Here is a 21,774-nt window from a genome sequence, read left to right on the forward strand (position 1 = left end):
AGTACCAGCGTACGGCCCACAGAATGATGTCACGCTGAAAATGCCGGCCTTTGAATGGGTTCATGTGCAGCTCCATCAGCAAAAGGGGATGATAAGTTTATCACCACCGACTATTTGCAACAGTGCCCAGCGGTTTTAGTGCCCTAAATCGTACGTTTTCATCCAGTTGCCCCTCAAACCCCATGTTCAAGTCAGAATAGTGGACAGGCGGCCAAGAACTTCGTTCATGATAGTCTCCGGAACCCGTTCGAGTCGTTTTCCGCCCCGTGCTTTCATATCAATTGTCCGGGGTTGATCGCAACGTACAACACCTGTGGTACGTATGCCAACACCATCCAACGACACCGCAAAGCCGGCAGTGCGGGCAAAATTGCCTCCGCTGGTTACGGGCACAACAACAGGCAGGCGGGTCACGCGATTAAAGGCCGCCGGTGTGACAATCAGCACCGGCCGCGTTCCCTGCTGCTCATGACCTGCGGTAGGATCAAGCGAGACAAGCCAGATTTCCCCTCTTTCCATGTCAGATTTCCTCCTGACCAGTCGCCGGTGCATCCAGCCATTCTCGTTCTTCAGCTGATATTTCAGCATTCGGATCACACTGTGCCAGTAGCTCAGCCAGTGAATATTGCGGGCGTCTGTACGGCTCAACAATCAGCCGGCCATTATCAATGACCATGCCAACTTCATTATCTGTGCCCAGAGACAGCGCATTCAGCAGTGCCGGTGGGACGGTCAGCATAACTGAGCCGCCAACCCTCTTCAGTCGGGTGGTATGCATTCTTCACCTCCATAAAAGTTATATTTAAATATAACATCCACTAAAAAAACACACCAGGCTTTAACGCACAATGTTTAATAAAAATATAACTTTCAACCAAACAGTAAACCCAGCGTGGTTGCTTCCATATGCAGCAATACCGGCAGCAGCAGGCCACCACTTCTGATCCTGGCCACTGATGTAATCAACCCCACCAGGAACAGTTCTGCCAGTGTCAGCAGGTTCTGATACTGGCTGTGCGCGGCGACGAACAACAACGACGTTATCAGCGCCCCCAGCCACATCGTCCAGCAGTACCGTGAACGGAAGACGTTCAGCATAATCCCCCGGAACAGCGTTTCCTCATTCAACGGGGCAAGGATAAAGATGGTCAGCAACGTCAGGATCACGTCAGGTATGGACTTATCGGCAAAAAGTTTCGTCATAAATGGCTCAGCAGGCAGAGCCAGCGCCTTACCGAGCAGAAATACACCGACATACACCACGGCCATCGCACCGACCAGCCACGGTACGCCAACGTTGCGCAGCTGACCAACGACCGGTAGCGGAGCTATCCAACGGCGGTATACCAGGAAAACACACAGCAGGTACATCAGAACAGTACCATGACTGAAGAACAAATAGTTTTTTCCTGATCCATAAAGCAGAACGGCCTGCTCCATGACAAATCTGGCTCCCCAACTAATGCCCCATGCAGCCAGCATAACCAGCATAAACTGCAGATATTGATTACGTGTTTGAATCATTGCATCGCCTGTAAATTTTTAACTTGTCCTATTTTTGTCATTACCACGTATATACACATGTATAACAATTCAGATATCGTTACCAGGATATGCCGCATCAGCGGCATGGAAGGCGGCACTCTGTTGTTTCATATGATACAGGAGTAAAACCGCCGAAGCCCGGCGTAAGCCGGTACTGATTGATAGATTTCACCTTACCCATCCCCAGCCCTGCCAGACCATACCCGCTTTCAGCCATGAGAGAGCTTCTGTGCGCGGTCGGAGTGGTCCCGACGAGGGTTTACCCGAAGTCGGGGCGTATCTCCGCGTTAGCGGGCCGTGAGGGCCGCTTACGAGCGTGTACTGAGAACTTCCAGCGAGAAGACTGACAGCGATGAAGATGTAGTTACAACATTCATAATTAAAAGCGACTCTGTTCCGGCCCTTTGGGCCGGGGCGGGGCCGCTTTTCAGTTATGAGGGAGGGGCTTTGTGGTTTCGGTTCTGCGCTGGACCGGGGTTTTTCTGGAGGTTGTTTTTGTGTGTTGTAACTAAAGTGGCTCCGGTCGGGGCCCGCCGCTTGCGGTGGGAGGTGCATATCTGTCTGTCCACAGGACAGGCAGTGAATAGGTTTTCTTTTTAAATGAATGTAGTTAAGTAGTTTAAAGGAGATATAAACAGGTGTTTAAAAGATACATTGCACCCTGTAAGGCTGGCGGATGGCGCTTTATGACATGAACGGTTGTAACCTTATGGGGAAGTCCCTTGCAGTTAAATGTGGATAAGCAAAATTCCTCGTCTGTGAGGCGTGTTTTGTATCAAAAACAGGAGGGACCGGATGCACCTGAAGGTGGATGATTAGGTTGTTTTTTGTATGCAGTGCTGTTTTTTTTGTTCGCCGACAGGCTTCAGGCGTGCAGATGCCTCCGGTGCGGGCCGGATTATTCAGAGGAGGTCACTTTCAGGGGGAAGCTGTGGCCAGCCGGCTGTAATTACGGTTACGTGACAGAATCATGCGCTCTTTCACACGACGCTCCACTTCGCGTTTTACCGCCTCACGATTGGCAGTGAAGCGCCCTTCCGAGATTTCACGCGTCAGCTGCCGTTTCACCAGGGTGACGATATCCTGACGTTCCCTGTTCGCATCACGACGCGCACGGGCACGCTTTATTCCACGGGACTTAAGCTCTGTCTGGTAACTGCGGAAACGCTCACGCACAAAACGCCAGGCTTTCGCTATCAGTTCATCCATACCCAGGGTATCCAGTCCCTGCTTTTTGCGCTGTCTGTTTTCCCATTCAACACGACTGCGGCGCGCAGCAACCACTGCATCCTCAGACACATCAAGGGCGGCAAATAGCGCCGGTGTGAACGTGATATCGGTCGGAATGTAGCACCCGATAAGCGGATCATATTCCGTCTGGTAGGTAATCAGTCCCAGCTCTGCAAGGAACGTCAGGGCTCGGGTGGCCCGGGTGATGGAGAGTTTTCCGGCAGCAGACTCCGTCGCCAGTCCGCACTCAATGGCCAGCGTAGTGATGGAGCACTGGACGCGGTTGGCCAGCGGGTCATAGTGAAAACACAGCCCCTGCAGCAGCGCATCAATGGCCCGGCGACGCAGTACCGGTGGCATGCGCCGACGCAGTCCCTTCGAACGGGCATGTGCCACATGAATGGCGAAATCAAAACGGGAGGTGAAGCCCACCGCCTTTTCCATCAGTTTTTCGCAGAACTTCAGCGTTCCGGCACCTTCACGGGGTGTGAACACCGGATTCGGGTTCTTTACCTGGCGGTAATACGTTTGTTGAAGATCAGTCACACCATCCTGCACTTACAATGCGCAGAAGGAGTGAGCACAGAAAGAAGTCTTGAACTTTTCCGGGCATATGACTATACTCCCCGCATAGCTGAATTGTTGGCTATACGGTTTAAGTGGGCCCCGGTAATCTTCTTCGCAGTCGCCAAACTTGACGAAGATTATCGGGGTTTTTGCTTTTCTGGCTCCTGTAAATCCACATCAGAACCAGTTCCCTGCCACCTTATGGCGTGGCCAGCCACAAAATTCCTTAAACGATCAGTAATCTAGCATGCTACGACACAAAGTAAAGTCTTTACTTTAGTATATCCAGTCTCTGCAGTTCATCTTTGATAATTTTCTCAATGAACTGAGCCTGTGTTATCCCCTCTCTCTCGCAGTACTCAACCATGAGATCTTTCAGAGGATTTTTGACAAAAACTTTTATCTCTTTGTGTGTAAGACGTTTTCTTGCAACAGCGGCCATTTGTTTCTCAGAGTCAGTCATAGGCTTACCTCTGCGCACAAACCGCTTTTGACTCAATGAGGAAGTCACTGCATTTTCTGTCTGCGACACCTCGCCTCCTCAATACTCAAACAGGGATCGTTTCGCAGAGGATACTACAGTTTTTTGAAATCAGCGACTTGAGAATTGTGACGAAGATCTGTGTTGGCGCACAAATCAACGGGGATTACTGTCGTTTAATGTGATTTAAACTGTGAAATAGTAGGTTTTCAGTTATGGAAACGCCGGGAGCGGGGAAAACTTGCTTTTTCCCGTTTCCGGGGTTGGACAACTGAGCAACGCGAAGGCGTCAGCTACGATGTTCCGGTGACTGCTGATCAGCCCCTGTTGTATTCAGCCATTCTCCGGTCATCTGCAGCAGTTTTCTGGCATCGTGGCTTCTGAGCAACGGAATACCAGCCTGCCTCAGAACCTCTTCCAGAAGAATATCCCGGCGTCTGCGTTCCGGTCGTAAATGGCTGGCATCATCCAGCTCTACTGCTGCAACAATACTGAACGAACGCCGCTCAACGATAACCACATCAACATGCCACTGAGACACCATCCTGAATAACTGCCACCACTGGCGTGATCGTGGCCGGATATTCCCGTTCAGCTGGACGATATCCGCGACCCGTACCTGCGGACACAGATACCACCGTTTCATATCCACAATTCTGAACAGTCCTTTCATAAAACTGACTTCCCTTTCTGTCAGAAGCGTCTTCTGACGTTGCCAGTATTCGCTCTGCATCACCGGTCCGTATACCTGCCGCATGCAATTGCATCAGCAAAGGAGAATGCTGATTTACACTTCTGAGGATAATCCGGATAAGTAACGCTGCAATAATCAGAACAATAAGAATAAAAATAATCAGCTTCATTGTTTATCTGCTCCTGGTAATTAATTATGCTGAATTATTACCTTACATATTTCCATATTTCTTTTGGTATCCTGTCATATAACTTTCCGGTGATTAATTCTGCTAACCGGTGGTCTGCTGCTGAATTAAATGATTCACGTTCACTGGTCGATAAACTGTCTCTGTTTTTATGAATAATTTTTTCCAGCGTATTGACTGATGAACATCGCCGTAACTGATACAGCCATTCCTGTTTTGTTTTTGCCATTTTTATTCCCGCTGAGAACAGATGAATGATAAGATTGCCATCGCTTTATTTAGGGTGTCTCCATATCCAGGGTGGAACCGGATCAGCATCTGACCATAGCCCACGTTTTTGTTGTCTGGCTTCGTTCTGAAGGACAGGCAGCACGGGATCTGTGTTGTACTGCTCATATACCCAGGCAGCCCCGGCCCGAACCATAAACTGATTAATATTCATTCCGTCTGGTGCATAAACCTGCCCGAGAATACGACCATAACGATCTCGCTGAAAATATGTGACGGTAACCGTTTTTCCTGCGACCAGTGATCTCATCATGTCTGTTGACCACCGGCCATAATCCTGTTTCTTTTCCGGTGCATCAATATTTACCAGCCTGATCCGCACCGCCTTCCGTGAGTCCATTACCTCGATGGTATCACCGTCCAGTACACGAACAACCCGTCCATGAATATATGCAGACAATACCGGCCATGAAAAGATAAATAATACCAGTGGAATATATTTCCTCATGTTATTCTCCATATCAAATAAATGGCACCTGTATTTCAGCCCCCCTGAATATCGCAGCACACATTGAATAAAACCTTATTTTGTGAAATTAATCACAAAATATAAAATCGCGACTTAATACGGAAAAAACTCTGTGCTACTCAGAACTGTCCGGTCATACTGCCCGACCGGAGATTAAAAAAGTAAATCTCATGCATTATTCAGCCTTCTGACTCCTGGAGTAATGAAGGCTGCTTTTTTCGTTACCCCCTTCCCCGGCAGCGCCGGTGGCAGTGTGCAGCCCTTTTTCGGGCAAACTGCTGCCAGTCTGTCCGGGGCGCAACACCGGCAGCCCGTCGCCATGCTTCTGCCGCTTCCATCCAGCGTCCACTGACCTCCAGAATAACGGCCCGGCTTCCGGCACGCTGCCAGCGCCAGACCTGACCGTTCCGTGAACTGTTTCTGAATCCATTCATTTTTCTGCCCCTCCCTTTTAGTTGTCAGTATTATTGTGGTAAATAATTCAGTGGACCGATTTCCTTTCGGGCATGGAAGTTATTTCCTTTTAAGCCTTATTGTTTCAGCCTCCTGAAGTTCTTCGGGGAGGCTTTTTTTATTTCTCATTAAGTACGGCCTGAAGTTCTGCCTTTATCCGGTTCTGACGGCGAATTTTCGCCAGACGCTCTGCCGCATACGCTTCCTCTTCCTGAGAAATATGCTCCGTTACATACCCTTCCGTGTCATACCGGCAGGCACCGGCTTTCATGGCACACAGATAGCTTTCTGAACGGGTGATGGCCTTCAGCGCCCGGCGCAGTTTTTTATGCGAGAGCGGGATATTCCGCTGCGCCACGTCTTCCAGTAACACGTCCCGGATACCGCAGGCCAGAAGCCGGGGCGTGTCACCGTCAAATAATCCCGGCCACCAGGGCTTCAGGGTGTTCACAGCCTCATCCAGCGTGGGCAGGTTCAGATAAATGGACAGCGCTTGTCTGGCCTGCGCTTTTTTTGCCGCCAGCTCTGCTTCCCGGGCTGCTTTCTCGGCCAGCTTCTGCTTTTTCACCTTCCATTTTGGTGGCGTGGTGACATTGATGATGGTTTTCCGGCTGCGGACAGGCGTCCCCCCTTCTGTTTTCCGCTTCAGTGTCAGTACCGGTCGCTTCTGCTCTGTCATGCTGTGTTCTGCCTCTGACGAATCATCCTCTTGCGGCCAAAGATACCACACCCGTTACAGCGCCAGAACGCCCAGCACAGCCAGATGACAGGCATAGAACGTCGGGAAAAAATCTCCGGGCCAGAAACGGGGTAATGATTTCCCTGCACAGGACACCAGACCAACGGTCAGCACCGTCATCACAAGGCCGGCCACCGCCGCGGCATCACTGGTGGCAAGGTTAAGCGCCGGAATCACGGCCAGCAGGCAAGCGACAAGCACCAGACGTTCCATTCTGTCTTCCGCACGGTACAGCCGGTGGCTGACAGCCAGCATCAGCAGCCCGGCAATGCCGTAACTGGTGCCGGACAAAGGCCCCCACAGTGCCATCATGAGAATGGCCGCTGCAGTACGCCACCCACTGCGCGTTTCACACCATGTCAGCACCTGTGCCGCCACTGCAAAGGCAAACAGGATATTCCCCTCATACCAGGGAAAGCCGGCAAAGTAATACCAGAACTGGGAAAAAACTGCCCATCCCCACAGCCGGTTAATGGCCAGTTGCCGGATATGCGCATGACGGGACAGATTCAGCCCCCACACCAGGGCAAACAGCGGAAAGGCCCCGCGCCCGGCCAGAAACATCCACGACTGGTCCAGATGCAGAATACGGTTTGCATGGTCCAGAACCATCAGCACCAGTGCCACCGTTTTGATGATATCCCGCTGTCCGGGTGACCAGACCAGCAACGACTGCAACCAGGTATCGGTCCGGGCAACCAGTGAATCGTTACGTGTCGTGTTCGTGTTATCCGTTGTCATCAGCGTTTGTCTTCCTGTATCAGTCTCCACCCAGGGTTTTCTCTTTCTGCAGGTCACGAACCATATCCCGCTCCATCTGCTGCAGACGCTCCTGCAGCAGATTTTCCCGGGCAACCTCCCGGACCGCTTCCCGCTCCCGTTGTGATTCACGCAGCACACTCTCCGGCAGCGCGGCTTCCCGTTCAGTTATGGCAGCCCGGTCACGCTCCTGCCCGGCAATCTCCCTGACAGCCTGCTCTGTTTTGCCATCCGGCAGGTCAGGTTTGTTCTCTGCCATTTTACGGACAATTTCATCTGCACGGCGTTCCGTTTCACGGCGGATGGCCTCTTCAGCCTGCCGCTGTGCCAGCACCTCTGCCGTGACCGGTTCGCCATTTCCGGCTCCCGGCTGGACGCTGTTGTCCGGGATATCCCCCCACACGCGGCCACCGGTTATGGCACCGGGATTCCACGGACGGCCTTCACCGGCGATTCTTACCACCACACCACTGTCAGGATTATCACGGGCAATCCGGACACCCTCCTGCATATTATCAGCCAGCAGGCTTTCTCCGTTACGGCTGCCCTGCAGGGCCACAAACTGTGCATCCCCGCTGCCTTTCACACGGCCTTCACCACTGAATCCCCGCAGCCCGTTTCCGTCATCCGTGGTCAGTGGGTTCAGCCAGATACCGGCGGACTTGCCGTTACGGTCAAACGCCGGCAGTGCCACATACGGCTGCGGATATTTACGTCCCGGAGCAATAAACCGTGCAGGACTGTCTCCCCCGGCCAGCCCCGCCTGACGGAGAACAGCACGCCCTGCCGCCACGTCCCGCAGTTCCCGCGCCGTACTGAACAGCCGCTCTGCATTCATGACCTCCCGGTCCGGTTTCGGCTCAAATACATCGTGGGCCGTTCCTTTCTGTACGGCATTGTTAATGGCATCCGTCCAGCCCTGACGGTTATCGGTGTACACCTGCACATGCTGCTTCATACGCGACAGGGCCACGTAGGCTGACTCAAAGCCGGCCATCTGTTTCCGGTTACCTTCCGTGCCTTCAAGCGCAATGGCAAAGGTTTCACTTGCCCCCTGCGCACCGTGGGCGGTGATGGCATAGGCCAGGTCAATATGTTGCTCTGCCCGCTCCTGACCGGGGCGAATCACCCGGGTCTGCTGACCGTCAGAAAGTGTGACACTGTCACCAGAAACCGCTGTCACCGTCCAGACGCTGTTGGCCACATAACCGCGCTCCCGGTCACTCTTCGTGAAGCGCATCCGGTCACCGGTTCCCACCCGGATGGTGTCCGGGGTGTACAGTGTGACGCCTTCAGCCACCGCCTCCCGGGGCGAAATCAGCCGCGTGTTACCTTCCGCATCCTCCAGGGTTATCAGCCCGTCATCCTTACTGATACCGGCAATCCGGTGATACACATTATCCACCAGGACAAGTGCGTCCCGATGAGTCTCCCAGGTGGAGAGACGACGCAGCTCCCCGTCGCGTATATTCGCAGTGTTCAGGACAGGCACCATGACCTGCTCTTTCCCCAGCTCACCGGCCTTTTCCCGTGCATCATGAATCATGCTGTTCAGTACGCGCCGGTCCTCATTCAGGTGCGTGACAATCAGCGTCTGCTCCCGTGCTTCCGGTGTTCTGCCGGTATAGTCGCGGACAATGGCTTCATACAGTGTCATGGGGACATCCGGGAAAGCCTCGCCTTTCAGCATCGCCTTCTGCTGCGCTTCTGCCAGTTTCGCTTCCTGGCTGTGACTGAACTCCATCACGGAGTGCTCCGGTGCCCATGCGCCCTCCAGACGTGGCACCTGAGACGGTTTCACACGCTCAAGCCCGGACAGTGCCCTTTCCACATCCCGGTTAATCAGGTTGTATACCGCCTCCCGCAGTTCCGGCGTCTGACGCACAATCTCCTTCATGATGGCCACATCGGCAGCACTGCGCGTCTGCTGGAGACGGAAAGGCTGACCGGGCGCGATGGCCTGCAGCTGGTCCGTGTCACCGCTGGCCACAGCACGACCGCCACCGGCCGCAATCAGGGCGTATGCCCGTGCCATGTCGGTATTGCCCACCATTGAGCTCTCATCGAGCAGGAACAGCGTGTTGCTGAAATCCGGCGTTTCTCCGCTGCGCTGCTGCAGCTGCGTGTCATGCAGAAAGGACGCCAGTGTCTGTGCATCCACGCCGGCGCTGCGCATCTCCCCGACCGCACGGTGCGTGGGCCCCAGCCCCACGACACGGGGACGCATACTCTCCGGCAGCATGTTCACGGCTGACATCACCGCCCGGAACTGTGTGGTCTTACCCACGCCGGCATAGCCCTGCACCACCGTAAAACGGTCGGGCGTTTCCAGTATCATGCGGGTGGCGGCACGCTGTCCTGATGTCAGTTTCTCCATGAGTTCGCCAGGTACTCTCTCCATCAGCGGCGTGACCGCCTCCTTACCTTCGAGAATATGGCGAAGAATGCTCTTTTCTGCCTCATACGACGCACGGGAAACCAGCAGGCCTGTGCCATAGCCTTTTGCCACATCCACATACAGTAAATCACCCCGTTTTATCTGCGCATTGATTTCCCCTCCCAGTTCAGTAAAACCGGTTCCTTCTGCAGCAAACGACTTTGCCTCTGTCAGCAGGTCCACCATGCTGAAGGCCAGTTTTTTACTTTCCAGCACAGGAAGGGCCAGATGAATGGCCTGCTGTGCCGGCGTGTGCAGCCCGGCTTTCTGCAGACTGATAGAGGTTTCCAGCGATGTCTCACCGGCATGCGCCTTTATCTGCTCAGAAACCACCGTAAAGGAGGGATGGCGGGCAAGTTTTTCCGCAGTACGGGTTTCATCCAGTGAGGAATACAGCCGGACATCACGACCGCTGCGGGCCAGACCGTTCAGGGTGGCGTTGTCCATTGCCATCTGTGTGACGGCGGCAAAAACCTTCGCACTGTCGCTGACGGAATGCCCGGGCGTTTCCACCCAGCCGTTCTCCAGCTTCAGTGCCGTGAACGGTGAATCAGCCACAGGCAGGGAGGCCGGTTCAGCCCGCCCCGGCACAACAACCGTCATCGCATCTTCACTGACGGATGCCACCTGCAGGCGGTCACCGCCGGAGACGCGGAGTCCGGGAATTTTCCCTGTCACCCTCAGACGCTCGCCGTCTGCCACCGGCATTTTTTCCGGCCGGAACAGCGACCAGCTGCTGTCCAGAGAAGAAATACGCACCACCTGCGTTTCACCCTGCGCATCCCGCAGGGTCAGGCTGTGACTCTGCGCCGTCACCCGGTCTATCACATAGCGGTCATGACTGCGTGTCTCCGGGTTCCACTGCTCCATCACCATTCCCGGGCGGTACATATCCCGCAGATAACGGCTCCGGCTGTCCAGCCAGACCGGTGACAGTGCCGTCATGGTCACCTCCTGATGTCCGAGCACGCCCTGTGTTTTCAGCTCACTGCGAATGGCCTGTGTCAGTATGGCCTGTTCCCGTACCCCGCTGACCTGTGCCACGCTCTCTTCTCCGGCTTTCACGCTGGCCGCAAAATCTCCTGCCAGCCGGGCATAGCGGACATTACGGTCCGGTTCACTGATGATGGTGGCCGGTCGCTGTTCTCCCCCCTGCCAGCGATATGTGTTCACCCCGGCATCCTTCATGGCCATCAGCGCACTGCCTGTACCGGTTCGCTGCCCGCTGTCGGTTATCAGGACCTGTACGTTATGACGTGCGGCACCGTCCAGCAGGGTTAACGTCTCTTTCAGGGAGAGTTTTTCGCCCTGGTCAACGATAACAGTACTGCCCGGCGTGAAGGCCATGCCTTCCAGCAACTGACGACGTCCGGTTATCAGCTCACCGGACAGCCGTTCATCCTGCTTCAGGTTCATCTGCGAGCGACGGTCAGCAGCGATAATCTGCACCTCCCGCCCCTGCTCCCGGGCCATCATGACCAGTTCAGCCACCCGCTCACGCTGCCCGGCTGCACCGCCCTGCCCGGACACAATGGCCAGCGACGGACGGTCCTGTGCCAGAACACTGACCGCATCGCTGTAACCAGCCGTCCGGGGGACACTTTTCTCCGGATGTACGGTCACCCGGTTCTGTTTCATGATGTCACGACTGAGTGCCCGGACGGACAGCTCATCGAGCACATGAATTCCTGATGTGAACAGCCCCTTCTCACGGTCGAGGGGGATAAGCTGCTCACGACTGATGGCCTCATCGATACCGGCGCGCGCCCGCTCAATCACACCGGCTTCCGGCGGCAGTATGCCGACCGTCCTGGCCAGCACGTCCGTGTACGTAAACTGCACTTTGCGTTCACTTAATCCGGCAATCGCCTGTGTCACCGCCTGCTGCACATCCGGCCCGTCCTGTGAAGCTGGTCCGGGTGTCTGCGTGCGGGTATATGCCCGTTGTTCCGCTGCGTCACGATACGCCCGGATATCGAACCCGGTTTCCTTCAGCGTCTGCATCCACTCGGTCATTTTGATTTCAGGATCGACGTGCTGTTTGGATTTACGCGTATCCAGCGCCGCCACATCCCGGGATTTCAGCGAGGCGTCCTCCCCGACGGCCTCCCGGATAGTCTGTGAGCGTCCGGAAAAGGCCTCCACCGGTACGCCCGGCATTTCCCACATACCGTGCTTACCCACCACTTCCGTTTCATAGCCCAGCGCCTCAACCTGCTCTTTCAGTTTTTCCCGGTAGAGCCTGCCAAAGGCAATCTGATTAGCGTACACATTCTCAATGAACCCCGTTTTCCCCACTTTGTCACTGCTCAGTGTCTTCCACTCACCGTTATGCTGCGTGACATTAGCTACCACCGCATGCGTGTGTAACTGTGGTTCCTGATCGCGACTGGTGTCGTGGTTAAACAGTGCCATCACCAGATTACCGGTCAGTACCGTTTCTGACTGTCCGTCCGTCATCACCCGTGTGGAGGCCAGCGCCTCCACCTGACGAACAGCAAAGTCCACGGCCTGGTTATGTGCATCAATCAGGCGCTTATCGCCACCTAACATGGCCATCATGGAGACACTTTTGGGGGCGGAGAAGGTCAGGTCGTAGCCGGGACGATGCTTATTACTGCCATCCTGCATGCGGCTTAGATCCGCTCCGTCCGGCAGCCTTCCCTCCAGAAGACGGGTAAAAACATCCTTATCGACACTGCCCTGCAGTCCCAGCTGTTCAGCCCCCCTGCCGGCCCAGCGTTCTCCCATGCTGCCCAGTACATAGTAATTATCCTTGTCGGTATAATAGTTACCGGCACTTCCGGCCGATCTGACCTGCGCGATACTCATCATCAGAAATCATCTCCCGGCTCAACATCCTCCCCGCGCTCCCGGTGCACATTAATGTTCACCTCTTCACGACGCTGCATCTGCTGCTGGGTGTCCGGATGATTTTCCTGTTGCCATGCCTCATAAGCGGCCATATCCACCACTTCACCGGATTCACTGATCCCGGGTGGCAGTTGCTGTTCCATCTCTTCTTCCGGTTTCATTTTCAGCTCCTGCTCGATCCCCCCTGCCGGAACATTCACACCTGAATCTGACTTCTTATCGTTGATGGCAGGAGACACCGGCTGTTGCGGCTGTTGCGGCTGTTGCGGCTGTTGCGGCTGTTGCGGCTGTTGCGGCTGTTGCGGCTGTTGCGGCTGTTGCGGCTGTTGCGGCTGTTGCGGCTGTTCAGCCTGAGTCACGTCTTCTCCGGAAACAACCTCCGGGACATCCGGTTCGAAGAGGCTGGCCATCTGACGACCTTCTGCTTCCCTTGCGGCAAGTACGGCACTCAGGCGGTTCTCCATTTCCGGGTTGATGTCACGCGGAATAAACTCCGGAGCGACCTTCGGTCGTGTCTGATATTTCAGAGAGAGTTTTACTGCCGGATACGGTCCGGGCAGGGTGACATAACAGGTCAGATCCGGCAGAGACTGAATGTCGGAATAACTGACCAGCGTCTGGCGCTCCATATCCTTACCGGTCGATACCCCGTCACGTACCGGATCAGCACCGTAGGAATACTGCTCGCTGGCTTTCAGGTGCTCTTTCTCACCAATCTCACCTGCAGCGAACTCTGCAATCTTATGGCTGGGAGAACGGAAAAAGGCACGGGTGTTCATGACGTCAAACAGCGTGGCAGCCGCTTTCTCACCGTAGATATCTTCCAGCTGGGCATAGGACTGGATACCAAACACATAACAGCCACCGAACTTACGGGCTTCCGGCAGGATCTCCACCAGGTCAGGCAGTTTGTGTAACGTGGGTAACTCGTCACAGAAAAACCACACACGACGGTTACGGTTTTCTCCCATTGCCAGCAGACCACGAATGGCAATGGACAGCCACATGGAGATCACAGGCTTCAGGGAGGCATGGGTGTCGGCGTTCGATGAGATAAACAGCCAGCCGTTTTTCTGATCTTCCCGGACACCACGCATCCAGTCACGGATGGTGAAGGGCTCACCGTTATGCTCAATCCCCTGCAGGTAACGGATGGCTTTCACGTAGTTGGTCAGCACAGCACGGATGGAAATCGCCGTTTTCTCGATTTTCTCTTCCACCAGGTTGGCCGCCGGTGAATTACGCAGGAAGGTACGCAGTTTTTCGATTTTGATGGAAAGCAGAGTGTCCACCAGTTTGCTGTAGCTGCGGTTGGGGTCATTACGCATCAGGTACGCCGCTTCCGCAAAAATGGTACGTCCTGAACCCTGCCAGAACGGGTCCTCTTTTGTGCCCATCGGGATCAGGGTATTTGCCGTATTATCAAAATCCGGCTGTGTCAGACACTCCTTCCATAAATCCCAGGCGGCACAGCGGGCATCCAGCGGATTCAGGATTTTATCGATGGAGGGATCATAGTAACTTTTAACAAATTCCCCTGAACGGTCATAAATCACCACCATATCTCCACGCTTACGGGCGTAGTTGGCCAGACGACGGATAACTTCCGACTTACCGGCCCCGACCGTGCCGTGCAGACAGAAGTTCTGGATTTCAGAATCCCGGATAATCGGCAGGTCGCCAATCCGGATATCGGAATCCTTGCCGTCTTTTTTCAGCATCCGGGCAACGTCTTTCGGATTGTCTGTCAGCTGACGACCACCTGTGACTTCATTTTCGCTCTGTTGTTTACCCTGACGCCCCAGAATCCAGGAGACAACAAAGAAGGTGATCAGGCAAATAACCAGTGCCACAACTGTGGCCAGAACGAATGCGGACCATAGCTGCTCTCCGCACCAGATCATATATTTATCATGCAGTACCTGAGCAGCGTTCATCCGGAAGGTTTTGCCGTAATACTGGATCTCATATACCGGCTGGGACTTGATTAAATCCCGCATGCCTTCCAGCGTGGTACACCACCAGTAAATACAGCCGTTCACAAACGTCTGCCAGCTTATTTTTACCCATAAAACCAGACCAACGAGTATCCAGAAAAAAATAAACAGGCAGTAAAGCATGATATTGGCGATCTGGCTGAACATGCGGATACGCATGGACGCAATCTGACCGCCCTGGGTCATATCCTTTGCGTTAAAACTCATGATGATATTCCGAAGAAAGAAAGTCAGTCGGACTGATTATTAATGATGAAAAGATTAATAACCGTTAAATTCCGGCTTCGCCGGCAACACTTCACGGTCGCACAAAGAATTTGCACAACCGCTCAGTGTTTTCATATTTATTTCGGAAACGCCGGGGAGAAATAAAATTTATTTTATTTCTTTCCGGGGTTGGACAACGAGCAAAGCGAGGCGTCAGTCAGGAGGCCGGTCAGACCAGCCTCCGGAAGATAATCAGAGAATATTTGCGATTGATTTGGCCAGCTGGTCTTCGAGAACAGGCTTCGCCTCTTCAAATTTCAGGTTAACCTTGTTCGCATTTGAGACCACACGGGTCTGGTATTTATGCTGGTTACCTGTTTCAGTACTGGTCTGAATTTTCGCACCTGATGTGCCCTGACGCAGGGCGGCAACATTATCCGTTGTCACCGTTGCCTTAGTACGCTCTGCAATCTGCACATCCGTGATCATGGTATAGTTCACATCTTCCACCATCGCATCTGCAGCCATACCCACCAGACCGGCAGCAAGGCCCACACCGAGTGTGGCACCGGCAGAATTGGAATTATATCCGGTGATACCGGCACCTAACGCTGCACCAACTGCTGCGCCTTCATAACCACGGTTCAGCCATCCCTGAGACTCCCGCAGATCCATCTTATCGGCCTTCAGCACATTCGCCTGAATCCAGTAGTAGGCTTTATCCGGAGAAGTCACCACCTGATATCCTTTTGCTTTCACAGCATCAGCAATTTTGCCCTGCAGCCCACTCATGTCTTTATCAGACGTGTTTTTGATCTGCAGAAATACCGTGCGTTCGCTGGCGGGTTCAAGCCAGATGGTCTCACTCATCTGAGTCTTCACCTCAAGGTTACGCTTCTTGATTGCTGTGCTCATCGCACCACACCCTGAAAGGGCCAGAGTGGAACTGACCAGTGCAACCATCATCAATTTTTTTGTTTTCATCAAATTACCTTTATTACAAACCACAGTTTTCTTATCGCCTGTCATCATAGTCCTGCCAACAAGTCCCAAAAGTATTTCCTGCTGAATCAAATCCTCCATGCATAGCTAATCCTGTTGCCGGATTAGTACGATAAAAATCCACATAATCAAAATTCACATCATCAAAATCCAGATGCAAATCTTCATTAGTTTGTTCATTTACCTGAGATTGCATCCATTCTCTTACACTTACACAACCACTAATTCGCCTTAATTCGTATAGTGTACCAATGATAAAAACCATCAGGCTTAATAACGGAGAGAGTAAGGAAGATACTGGCATCAGTATATACCAAACGCCTTTACTGAATTTAAACTCATCCGACACATGCCGTTTTTTTCGTATTTGAGAAAATAACCATATAAACAATCCCTGCCATAGTACAATAAAGCACAGGATAAAAACTGTTTCGGCACTTCCCCAATCAGCCAGATAACAGGCAATGAACTGTATCACCGTCACCAGAGCAATATGAGCTAAATTTTTCATTATCATCTCCCCATACAATATTATTGCTTGTGCTTATCCTGATACTCCTTTGCTCTTTTCATCAGTTCCTGTGGACTGTCAGCCCCGGGCATTCTTTCCTGACCCGATTTTTCTTCATTATATTTATTATTCTGAGATAATGCCTCTGTTTTATGGTGATTTTGTAGTTCAGAATACTGTCTTCCTACAATATTTTCTTCGCCACGTATGCTGCTCTGAGTATCTCCGATATTGCCTCGGTATTCTGTGACCATATTATCAACCTGATGTTTTACATCATTACGGATATTACTGTCCTGCGTTCTTTGCTCAATAATGGCCTGATGCCCCTGATGATCAGCAATAATATCCTGGCTGCCCCCCCCCGAAGGTACGCTCTCCATTCCTTTACCGATGTCCCCACGGGATTCACGCCAGGCATTATCAACACCAGGCTGCACCTGTTCCTGAACAAAAGACCACGCCATAGCCCGACGGCGTTCTGCAATCTCCGGGGAACTGGTGTTTGTCAGAATAGCTTCGGCATCCTGCGGCGCGTGTTTCATCACATACTGTGCAAACTGTTGCGACAGGTCTTCACTCATCTGCCCACTCATGCTTTCAGTACGGGATGCCATTTCAGCATATTCATGGCTGCGGGTCATATTCGTCGTGTACTGGTCGTAACTCTGTTTTGCTGAGTTCAGGGCTGCAGACAGCTGGTCCACACGGGAATCGGCATTATTGTCCGTATGGCTGCCGGATTCACTGACCTTGCGACTGGTAAAGTAATCGCTGGCCTCTTTAAAGTCTTGTGTAGCCCTGGCATCGATATCATGGCGAGCATCATGGCTGGCCCGTGAACCACTGCTGGCCTGATGCGCATCCTCATCACTCCAGTCAATACTTGCCCGACCACCACCTCTAACACCTACGCCACCACCAACACCAAGAATTTTAGGTTTAACCCCCCATTCAGCATGAGCATCGCCATACATCCCCGCAGAACCTCTCGTACTTCTTGATGCCAGTTCTCTTGTCGCCTGCTCATTACTGATATTATGCGCCTTCGCATAGCTTTCCACTGCGCTGCGCATACGGCTGGCCATCATGGAGTCCTGTGCGCTCATCGTGCTGTCAGCACCACCGGTGACAGAATCACTGCTCCCCCGGTTAGAACCAAACTGACTGAGCGAGTTCCAGGCACTGGCAATACTGCTGCTGAACCCATGCAGGGCGCTTTCTGCTCTGTTCGACGCCTCCCGGGCCATTTCCTGTTGTGCCGCCGCAATCTGACGCGTTGCATTGATACCGACCGGTAAACGGGACATCGCCCCGCTCGCATCCATCACCATATTACCGTCACGGGTCTGTGTGGCGGTTGCGCCACTGCCGGTCTGGTACATCATCTGACCAAACGACGTGGTGCTGTTGGTGCTCCAGCTGAATCCGTTCACGTTTTCCGTCTGCATGTTGCCGTAGGAGTAATTACCGTCAACCACACTACCTGCCGCACTGGCAGTCGGGCTGATAGCAGAGGAAGCGAAATGGCTGTACACACTGGAAAATCCGGCCCCGAGTCCCCTGACCATCATCCAGGATAATGGCGGGATCATCATGGAAAGATACCCGGCAGTGGAAGCCAGATCGGAGTATTTCAGCTGTATCTGTGAAATTTCCGAGAGCACCACCGGTGCACCATTCTGCTTCGCATAAAATGTCATGGCGCTGTTCAGAATGGCGTACAACATTGGCCATGACTGCAACCACATCAGGGCAAACACATAGCCTTTCAGGACGGACAGCGTCAGTTTGTTGAAGACAGCCGCCAGTACCAGAAGCGGGAAAATACCGATGGCGATCCCCGTCAGGATGGTCTGCGTCATGGGCAGTGTCCGCATCGCCACATGACCGATGGAGACATGTGCCAGACGTTGCTTCTCCATCGATGACGTGGTGGCCAGATTCACCAGGCTGGCTGAATCACCATTACGCGCGGCATAACTGGTGATCCCCTCCTTCAGCGCATTGATGGTGACATTCTGGCGGATGATCTGGCTGGCTGATTTACTTGAGCCATAGAAGTAACTGTAACTGTCGCCAATCAGCGTACTGAACAACAGGTTCGGATCAGGGCGTCCACCAAATAGCTGCTGGGCATAATAATGCCAGGTTTTTCCGCCACTCTGTGTATCCAGATTCAGCTTGTCTTTCAGCGAAACCGACGCGTCCTTACAGGTCACGAAATTATTATTGCTGTCATAAACGCCCCGTAGCGGACTGGGGCGGGAAAAAATCAGCGTGTAGGGATCAGCGGAGGCCATCAGCTCCTCCAGCGTGTATTTGTGGTTCAGGTAAATATCCCCCATCACGCAGTTCTGCACATAATCCTGGAAAAGATTGGCGATTTCCGGATTGCGGGACAAAAAGTCGGTGCTTTTTGATACCAGTTCTGCGCCAAACAGCATCCCCGTTTTGCTGTAGGTGACACTGTCCGGTTGCGTGAAGATCATCTCGTAACTGGCCACCATTGCATGCCCGATACGGGTCGTCAGTGAAAGTGGCATCGCCAGTCCGACCGGTACATTATCCACCCGGTGAACTTTGACCAGGTCACTGTTATCAATAATCTGCACCGATGTGCGGACATTAACCAACAGGCTGATAAGCACAAACACGGCCACCCAGCCCAGCAAATCCATCACGTTGTGCCGCTGTACCCACATCACGGCCACCGCGAGAACAGACAATGTGAGCGCAATTTTTTCAATGGAATCCCACGTCCTGGTTCCCATAAAGGCGGCAATGGCGTTCAGGTTATTCCGCAACCACTCACCACCGGCAATCACATAAACTTCATTCACAGCGTGCTCCCTCCGAAGTGATAGTTGTTCTGGTAACGACTGAGCATGCGGGCGGAAAGCTGCTGACGCATGTAGCTCATCTGACGATCGACAACCAGCAGCGCATCCTGCTGTACCTGCACCTGCGACTGAAACGCCGCAATCTGCCGGGTGGCATCATTCATGTTGTCGTTAATATGTTCGATAACTGCTTCGTCATAATTTCCCGTGGCCACCATCGCCCTGGCCTGCTGTATCAGCTCCTGAATGTACTGCAGCAGGATGTCGTAACCGATATAGTCCGTCAGCTGGTAAATCATACTGTTGGAAACACCGAGCATCTGCGGGTCAACCAGGTATTTGAAGACGGGGATGGTGGTACTGGAAATAAAGCCTTTTTCCTTGTCATCCAGAGGCGTGTCACTGACAGCCTTGTTCTGAATGCTGGCCAGAAGTTTAGTAATCTGAGACTTCAGTGCATTATCCCGGCTGATGGTCACCGGTGTGTCTGCCACCACTTTCAGGCATTTATCAGAATCGTTGCAGTGATAAATTTTTGCTGTGCCGCCTTCCATCATGGCCCGGATAATTGAGCGGTCAGTGGTTCTGGCTGACAAGGGTGTGATTTCGCCGTTAGGACCAAACACCAGTGAGCCGGTCAGCGTCATCACAAACTCTTTCAGCTCTTTGTTGCCGTCAAACATTCTGTTTTTGGAAAGCGCATTCCACATGATGTTGATGTTTTTGGTCACCCGCTCCTTATCCTTGTCGCTGGCTTTATCCCTGACACTGTCAGATTTCCCGCCAACGGTACATCCCTGCCGGGAAGCCGCCCAGTCAGCAAAAATATTGCTCTCACCGGCAATGTCCTGACAGACTTTCTGCTGGGACACCTGCGTCCGGGGGAAAAGCCCGCCGATAATCCCCTGTGCCGCCTGGCAGGAACTGAGGTTCATACTGTTAATGTCGCTTGCCATTTTCTGCAGGAAGTCTTTTGCGGTTTTGATTTCCGGCACCGTTGTCTGCAGGGCAAGGTCAAAAAAGTAACCGGCAGCATTGCTCATAATCTGCTTAACAAAACGCTGCAGCTGCTCGCCATTAATAAAACTGAACGAGCCGAGGTAGGCGTCGATGCCGCCACATCCGGCATTGATATCCGGCAGCGTCATGGAAATCAGCTGAACATTTTTGACCTGAGTACGGGCATACAGGGAGCCACCGTAAGCATAACCGGCGGCCTGCCCCTGCCAGACGCCCGGCTGTGTGGTATTGGAGGCGAAGCCCAGCTTGTTAAAGAACTGATTCATGTCGCTGTTCACATCCGCTGACGCTGCGGGTGTGACCGTCAGTAAAGCAGCACAAAGAACCAGAAGAGGTTTAATGCGTGGCATCATTCTTGCCCTCCCTTAATTTGTTCTCCCGGCGCATACGACATTTCAGCAGGAATATCCCGATATTTCCGTCCAGTCCTGCGGCTGTAATATATTTCAGACACCGAAATCCATCCCACAATTGCCCCCACAAAAAACACAACAGAAACAGAAAAGGTAAGGCACAGCGAAACGACAATTTCTACAGGGCTGGCGGGATAAAAAAGCCCCTGATGGATAAAGGGGATATTCAGGCTGACGATTATTCCCGTCGCGATGCCGGATATTCCGGCAATGAGTAACACCACCTGCTTATTTCGCACCTTTTTTCCCTCCGTACATCTGCAGAACGGTATCCATCCGCGCCATAAAACCGGCAGCATCCGTTGCCCCCTGTAAAAGCGGTAATGCCTCAAGCGTGTTGACGTTGACCAGGAAGGTGGTCGGTGTGGCCACCGGGATATTAGGGAAGAAGGTCTGCATCACGTCCGGTGGCACCGGCAATGCCTCCGGAAAGGCGGTATCCCCCTGACCATCCAGGGTGTAGGGAAAAACGGAAAAGCCGTACTGCTGTGCCAGCTGTTTCAGTACCGGGTCAAACTGGTGACAGTAAGGGCAATGCCCCTGCATAAACAGCACCACCTTCCAGTCGGCCAGGTTAACCTGCCTGCCGTTGCTGAGGCGGAACCAGCGGGGGGCTGGCTTTTCTGTCCTGGCTGACGTGCCTGCTGCCGGTTGTGCAGGCTGCGCGGCCATGCCCTGCGGATTCCAGAGTCGTTCAATTTCATCCCGGGTGGAGGCCTGCACGGCAGCGGCTGCCAGCAACAGGGTGAACAACAGTGATTTAATGAGAGACATGTCTGCCCTCCTGCTGCCCTTCCATCATGGCCTGTTGCCTGGCTTCCAGTGCCTCACGCTCTTCCCGGCTGACACGGGCAATCCATGCATCCAGCACCTGGTATGCGCCGAACAGAACAAGGATGGCCGCAATCAACTCCGCCAGAAAAAAAGCCATCCAGGGTTTGCTGTAAACAAGACGGGCGACGATATGAAACCAGACACCCAGGGAAAATACCCACATTCCCGTAATATCAAGCCGGGGTAAAGAGAATCTGCGTTTACTTATCATGTTAAACTCCGGT

The 21,774-nt window shown here is 53.2% G+C and carries 20 protein-coding genes and 1 pseudogene; all 21 read right to left on the reverse strand.

Annotated features, from left to right (window positions below; all coding sequences use genetic code 11):
* Nucleotides 1–186 precede the first annotated feature (186 nt).
* On the reverse strand, nucleotides 187–519 hold the full coding sequence (gene pemK-mt / locus ACJHXA_RS19990) for a type II toxin-antitoxin system toxin endoribonuclease PemK-mt (protein ID WP_000439434.1): 333 nt from the start codon (nucleotides 517–519) through the stop codon (nucleotides 187–189).
* Nucleotide 520: 1 nt separating this feature from the next.
* On the reverse strand, nucleotides 521–778 hold the full coding sequence (gene pemI / locus ACJHXA_RS19995; protein ID WP_000557619.1) for a type II toxin-antitoxin system antitoxin PemI: 258 nt from the start codon (nucleotides 776–778) through the stop codon (nucleotides 521–523).
* Nucleotides 779–870: 92 nt separating this feature from the next.
* Nucleotides 871–1,524 (reverse strand): CPBP family intramembrane glutamic endopeptidase, encoded by a 654-nt coding sequence (locus ACJHXA_RS20000; protein WP_000616807.1) that lies wholly within the window; start codon nucleotides 1,522–1,524, stop codon nucleotides 871–873.
* A 939-nt stretch (nucleotides 1,525–2,463) separates the two neighbouring features.
* Nucleotides 2,464–3,321 (reverse strand): incFII family plasmid replication initiator RepA, encoded by an 858-nt coding sequence (gene repA / locus ACJHXA_RS20005; RefSeq protein ID WP_000130940.1) that lies wholly within the window; start codon nucleotides 3,319–3,321, stop codon nucleotides 2,464–2,466.
* Entirely contained in the window at nucleotides 3,314–3,388 is a 75-nt protein-coding gene (gene tap, locus ACJHXA_RS20010) for a RepA leader peptide Tap (RefSeq protein ID WP_001365705.1), read from the reverse strand. Before tap ends, repA begins: the two co-directional genes overlap by 8 nt.
* A 225-nt stretch (nucleotides 3,389–3,613) precedes the next feature.
* Nucleotides 3,614–3,874, reverse strand: a complete 261-nt coding sequence (locus ACJHXA_RS20015) for a replication regulatory protein RepA (protein WP_000083818.1) — start codon at nucleotides 3,872–3,874, stop codon at nucleotides 3,614–3,616.
* A 238-nt stretch (nucleotides 3,875–4,112) separates the two neighbouring features.
* A pseudogene (locus ACJHXA_RS20020) lies at nucleotides 4,113–4,686 on the reverse strand (DUF2726 domain-containing protein).
* A gap of 37 nt (nucleotides 4,687–4,723) precedes the next feature.
* Nucleotides 4,724–4,933, reverse strand: a complete 210-nt coding sequence (hha, locus tag ACJHXA_RS20025) for a hemolysin expression modulator Hha (RefSeq protein ID WP_001333231.1) — start codon at nucleotides 4,931–4,933, stop codon at nucleotides 4,724–4,726.
* A 45-nt stretch (nucleotides 4,934–4,978) separates the two neighbouring features.
* Nucleotides 4,979–5,440, reverse strand: coding sequence for a thermonuclease family protein (locus ACJHXA_RS20030; protein ID WP_001233871.1), 462 nt, complete (start codon nucleotides 5,438–5,440; stop codon nucleotides 4,979–4,981).
* 242 nt (nucleotides 5,441–5,682) lie between these two features.
* Complete coding sequence (locus ACJHXA_RS20035) at nucleotides 5,683–5,895, reverse strand: hypothetical protein (protein WP_012311405.1); 213 nt, start codon at nucleotides 5,893–5,895, stop codon at nucleotides 5,683–5,685.
* Nucleotides 5,896–6,032: 137 nt separating this feature from the next.
* A complete protein-coding gene (locus tag ACJHXA_RS20040) occupies nucleotides 6,033–6,593 on the reverse strand; it encodes a fertility inhibition protein FinO (protein WP_000139359.1) in 561 nt (186 codons plus the stop codon).
* A 54-nt stretch (nucleotides 6,594–6,647) separates the two neighbouring features.
* Nucleotides 6,648–7,394 carry a conjugal transfer pilus acetylase TraX gene (gene traX / locus ACJHXA_RS20045; RefSeq protein ID WP_000205777.1) on the reverse strand — a complete coding sequence of 249 codons (747 nt, stop codon included), beginning with the start codon at nucleotides 7,392–7,394 and terminating at the stop codon, nucleotides 6,648–6,650.
* Between the two features lie 19 nt (nucleotides 7,395–7,413).
* A complete protein-coding gene (gene traI / locus ACJHXA_RS20050; protein WP_072769080.1) occupies nucleotides 7,414–12,684 on the reverse strand; it encodes a conjugative transfer relaxase/helicase TraI in 5,271 nt (1,756 codons plus the stop codon).
* Entirely contained in the window at nucleotides 12,684–14,927 is a 2,244-nt protein-coding gene (gene traD, locus ACJHXA_RS20055) for a type IV conjugative transfer system coupling protein TraD (RefSeq protein ID WP_104211547.1), read from the reverse strand. Before traD ends, traI begins: the two co-directional genes overlap by 1 nt.
* A gap of 252 nt (nucleotides 14,928–15,179) precedes the next feature.
* The gene (traT, locus tag ACJHXA_RS20060) at nucleotides 15,180–15,911 is read right to left on the reverse strand and encodes a conjugal transfer complement resistance protein TraT (RefSeq protein WP_000850422.1); all 732 of its coding nucleotides are present in this window, start codon (nucleotides 15,909–15,911) and stop codon (nucleotides 15,180–15,182) included.
* A gap of 31 nt (nucleotides 15,912–15,942) precedes the next feature.
* Nucleotides 15,943–16,446: a hypothetical protein gene (locus ACJHXA_RS20065; protein ID WP_000605510.1), complete on the reverse strand. Its 504-nt coding sequence runs from the start codon at nucleotides 16,444–16,446 to the stop codon at nucleotides 15,943–15,945.
* Nucleotides 16,447–16,460: 14 nt separating this feature from the next.
* Nucleotides 16,461–19,283, reverse strand: coding sequence for a conjugal transfer mating-pair stabilization protein TraG (gene traG / locus ACJHXA_RS20070; RefSeq protein ID WP_001007026.1), 2,823 nt, complete (start codon nucleotides 19,281–19,283; stop codon nucleotides 16,461–16,463).
* Nucleotides 19,280–20,653 carry a conjugal transfer pilus assembly protein TraH gene (traH, locus tag ACJHXA_RS20075; protein ID WP_001137358.1) on the reverse strand — a complete coding sequence of 458 codons (1,374 nt, stop codon included), beginning with the start codon at nucleotides 20,651–20,653 and terminating at the stop codon, nucleotides 19,280–19,282. Before traH ends, traG begins: the two co-directional genes overlap by 4 nt.
* Nucleotides 20,653–21,015, reverse strand: a complete 363-nt coding sequence (gene trbJ / locus ACJHXA_RS20080; protein WP_001443292.1) for a P-type conjugative transfer protein TrbJ — start codon at nucleotides 21,013–21,015, stop codon at nucleotides 20,653–20,655. The genes traH and trbJ overlap by 1 nt, the downstream gene beginning before the upstream one ends.
* Nucleotides 20,945–21,490 carry a type-F conjugative transfer system pilin assembly thiol-disulfide isomerase TrbB gene (gene trbB / locus ACJHXA_RS20085; RefSeq protein ID WP_000052618.1) on the reverse strand — a complete coding sequence of 182 codons (546 nt, stop codon included), beginning with the start codon at nucleotides 21,488–21,490 and terminating at the stop codon, nucleotides 20,945–20,947. The genes trbJ and trbB overlap by 71 nt, the downstream gene beginning before the upstream one ends.
* Nucleotides 21,477–21,761, reverse strand: coding sequence for a type-F conjugative transfer system pilin chaperone TraQ (gene traQ / locus ACJHXA_RS20090; RefSeq protein ID WP_000624110.1), 285 nt, complete (start codon nucleotides 21,759–21,761; stop codon nucleotides 21,477–21,479). The genes trbB and traQ overlap by 14 nt, the downstream gene beginning before the upstream one ends.
* Nucleotides 21,762–21,774 lie beyond the last annotated feature (13 nt).

The organism is Escherichia sp. WS33 (assembly GCF_046486385.1).
In the GTDB taxonomy this organism is placed as follows: Bacteria; Pseudomonadota; Gammaproteobacteria; order Enterobacterales; family Enterobacteriaceae; genus ECMA0423.

Coding starts and splice junctions, on each gene's coding strand:
- pemK-mt (WP_000439434.1), bottom strand. CDS start 519: ATGGAAAGAGGGGAAATCTGGCTTGTCTCGCTTGATCCTACCGCAGGT.
- pemI (WP_000557619.1), bottom strand. CDS start 778: ATGCATACCACCCGACTGAAGAGGGTTGGCGGCTCAGTTATGCTGACC.
- ACJHXA_RS20000 (WP_000616807.1), bottom strand. CDS start 1,524: ATGATTCAAACACGTAATCAATATCTGCAGTTTATGCTGGTTATGCTG.
- hha (WP_001333231.1), bottom strand. CDS start 4,933: ATGGCAAAAACAAAACAGGAATGGCTGTATCAGTTACGGCGATGTTCA.
- ACJHXA_RS20030 (WP_001233871.1), bottom strand. CDS start 5,440: ATGAGGAAATATATTCCACTGGTATTATTTATCTTTTCATGGCCGGTA.
- ACJHXA_RS20035 (WP_012311405.1), bottom strand. CDS start 5,895: ATGAATGGATTCAGAAACAGTTCACGGAACGGTCAGGTCTGGCGCTGG.
- ACJHXA_RS20040 (WP_000139359.1), bottom strand. CDS start 6,593: ATGACAGAGCAGAAGCGACCGGTACTGACACTGAAGCGGAAAACAGAA.
- traX (WP_000205777.1), bottom strand. CDS start 7,394: ATGACAACGGATAACACGAACACGACACGTAACGATTCACTGGTTGCC.
- traI (WP_072769080.1), bottom strand. CDS start 12,684: ATGATGAGTATCGCGCAGGTCAGATCGGCCGGAAGTGCCGGTAACTAT.
- traD (WP_104211547.1), bottom strand. CDS start 14,927: ATGAGTTTTAACGCAAAGGATATGACCCAGGGCGGTCAGATTGCGTCC.
- traT (WP_000850422.1), bottom strand. CDS start 15,911: ATGAAAACAAAAAAATTGATGATGGTTGCACTGGTCAGTTCCACTCTG.
- ACJHXA_RS20065 (WP_000605510.1), bottom strand. CDS start 16,446: ATGATAATGAAAAATTTAGCTCATATTGCTCTGGTGACGGTGATACAG.
- traH (WP_001137358.1), bottom strand. CDS start 20,653: ATGCCACGCATTAAACCTCTTCTGGTTCTTTGTGCTGCTTTACTGACG.
- trbJ (WP_001443292.1), bottom strand. CDS start 21,015: ATGCTGCCGGTTTTATGGCGCGGATGGATACCGTTCTGCAGATGTACG.
- trbB (WP_000052618.1), bottom strand. CDS start 21,490: ATGTCTCTCATTAAATCACTGTTGTTCACCCTGTTGCTGGCAGCCGCT.
- traQ (WP_000624110.1), bottom strand. CDS start 21,761: ATGATAAGTAAACGCAGATTCTCTTTACCCCGGCTTGATATTACGGGA.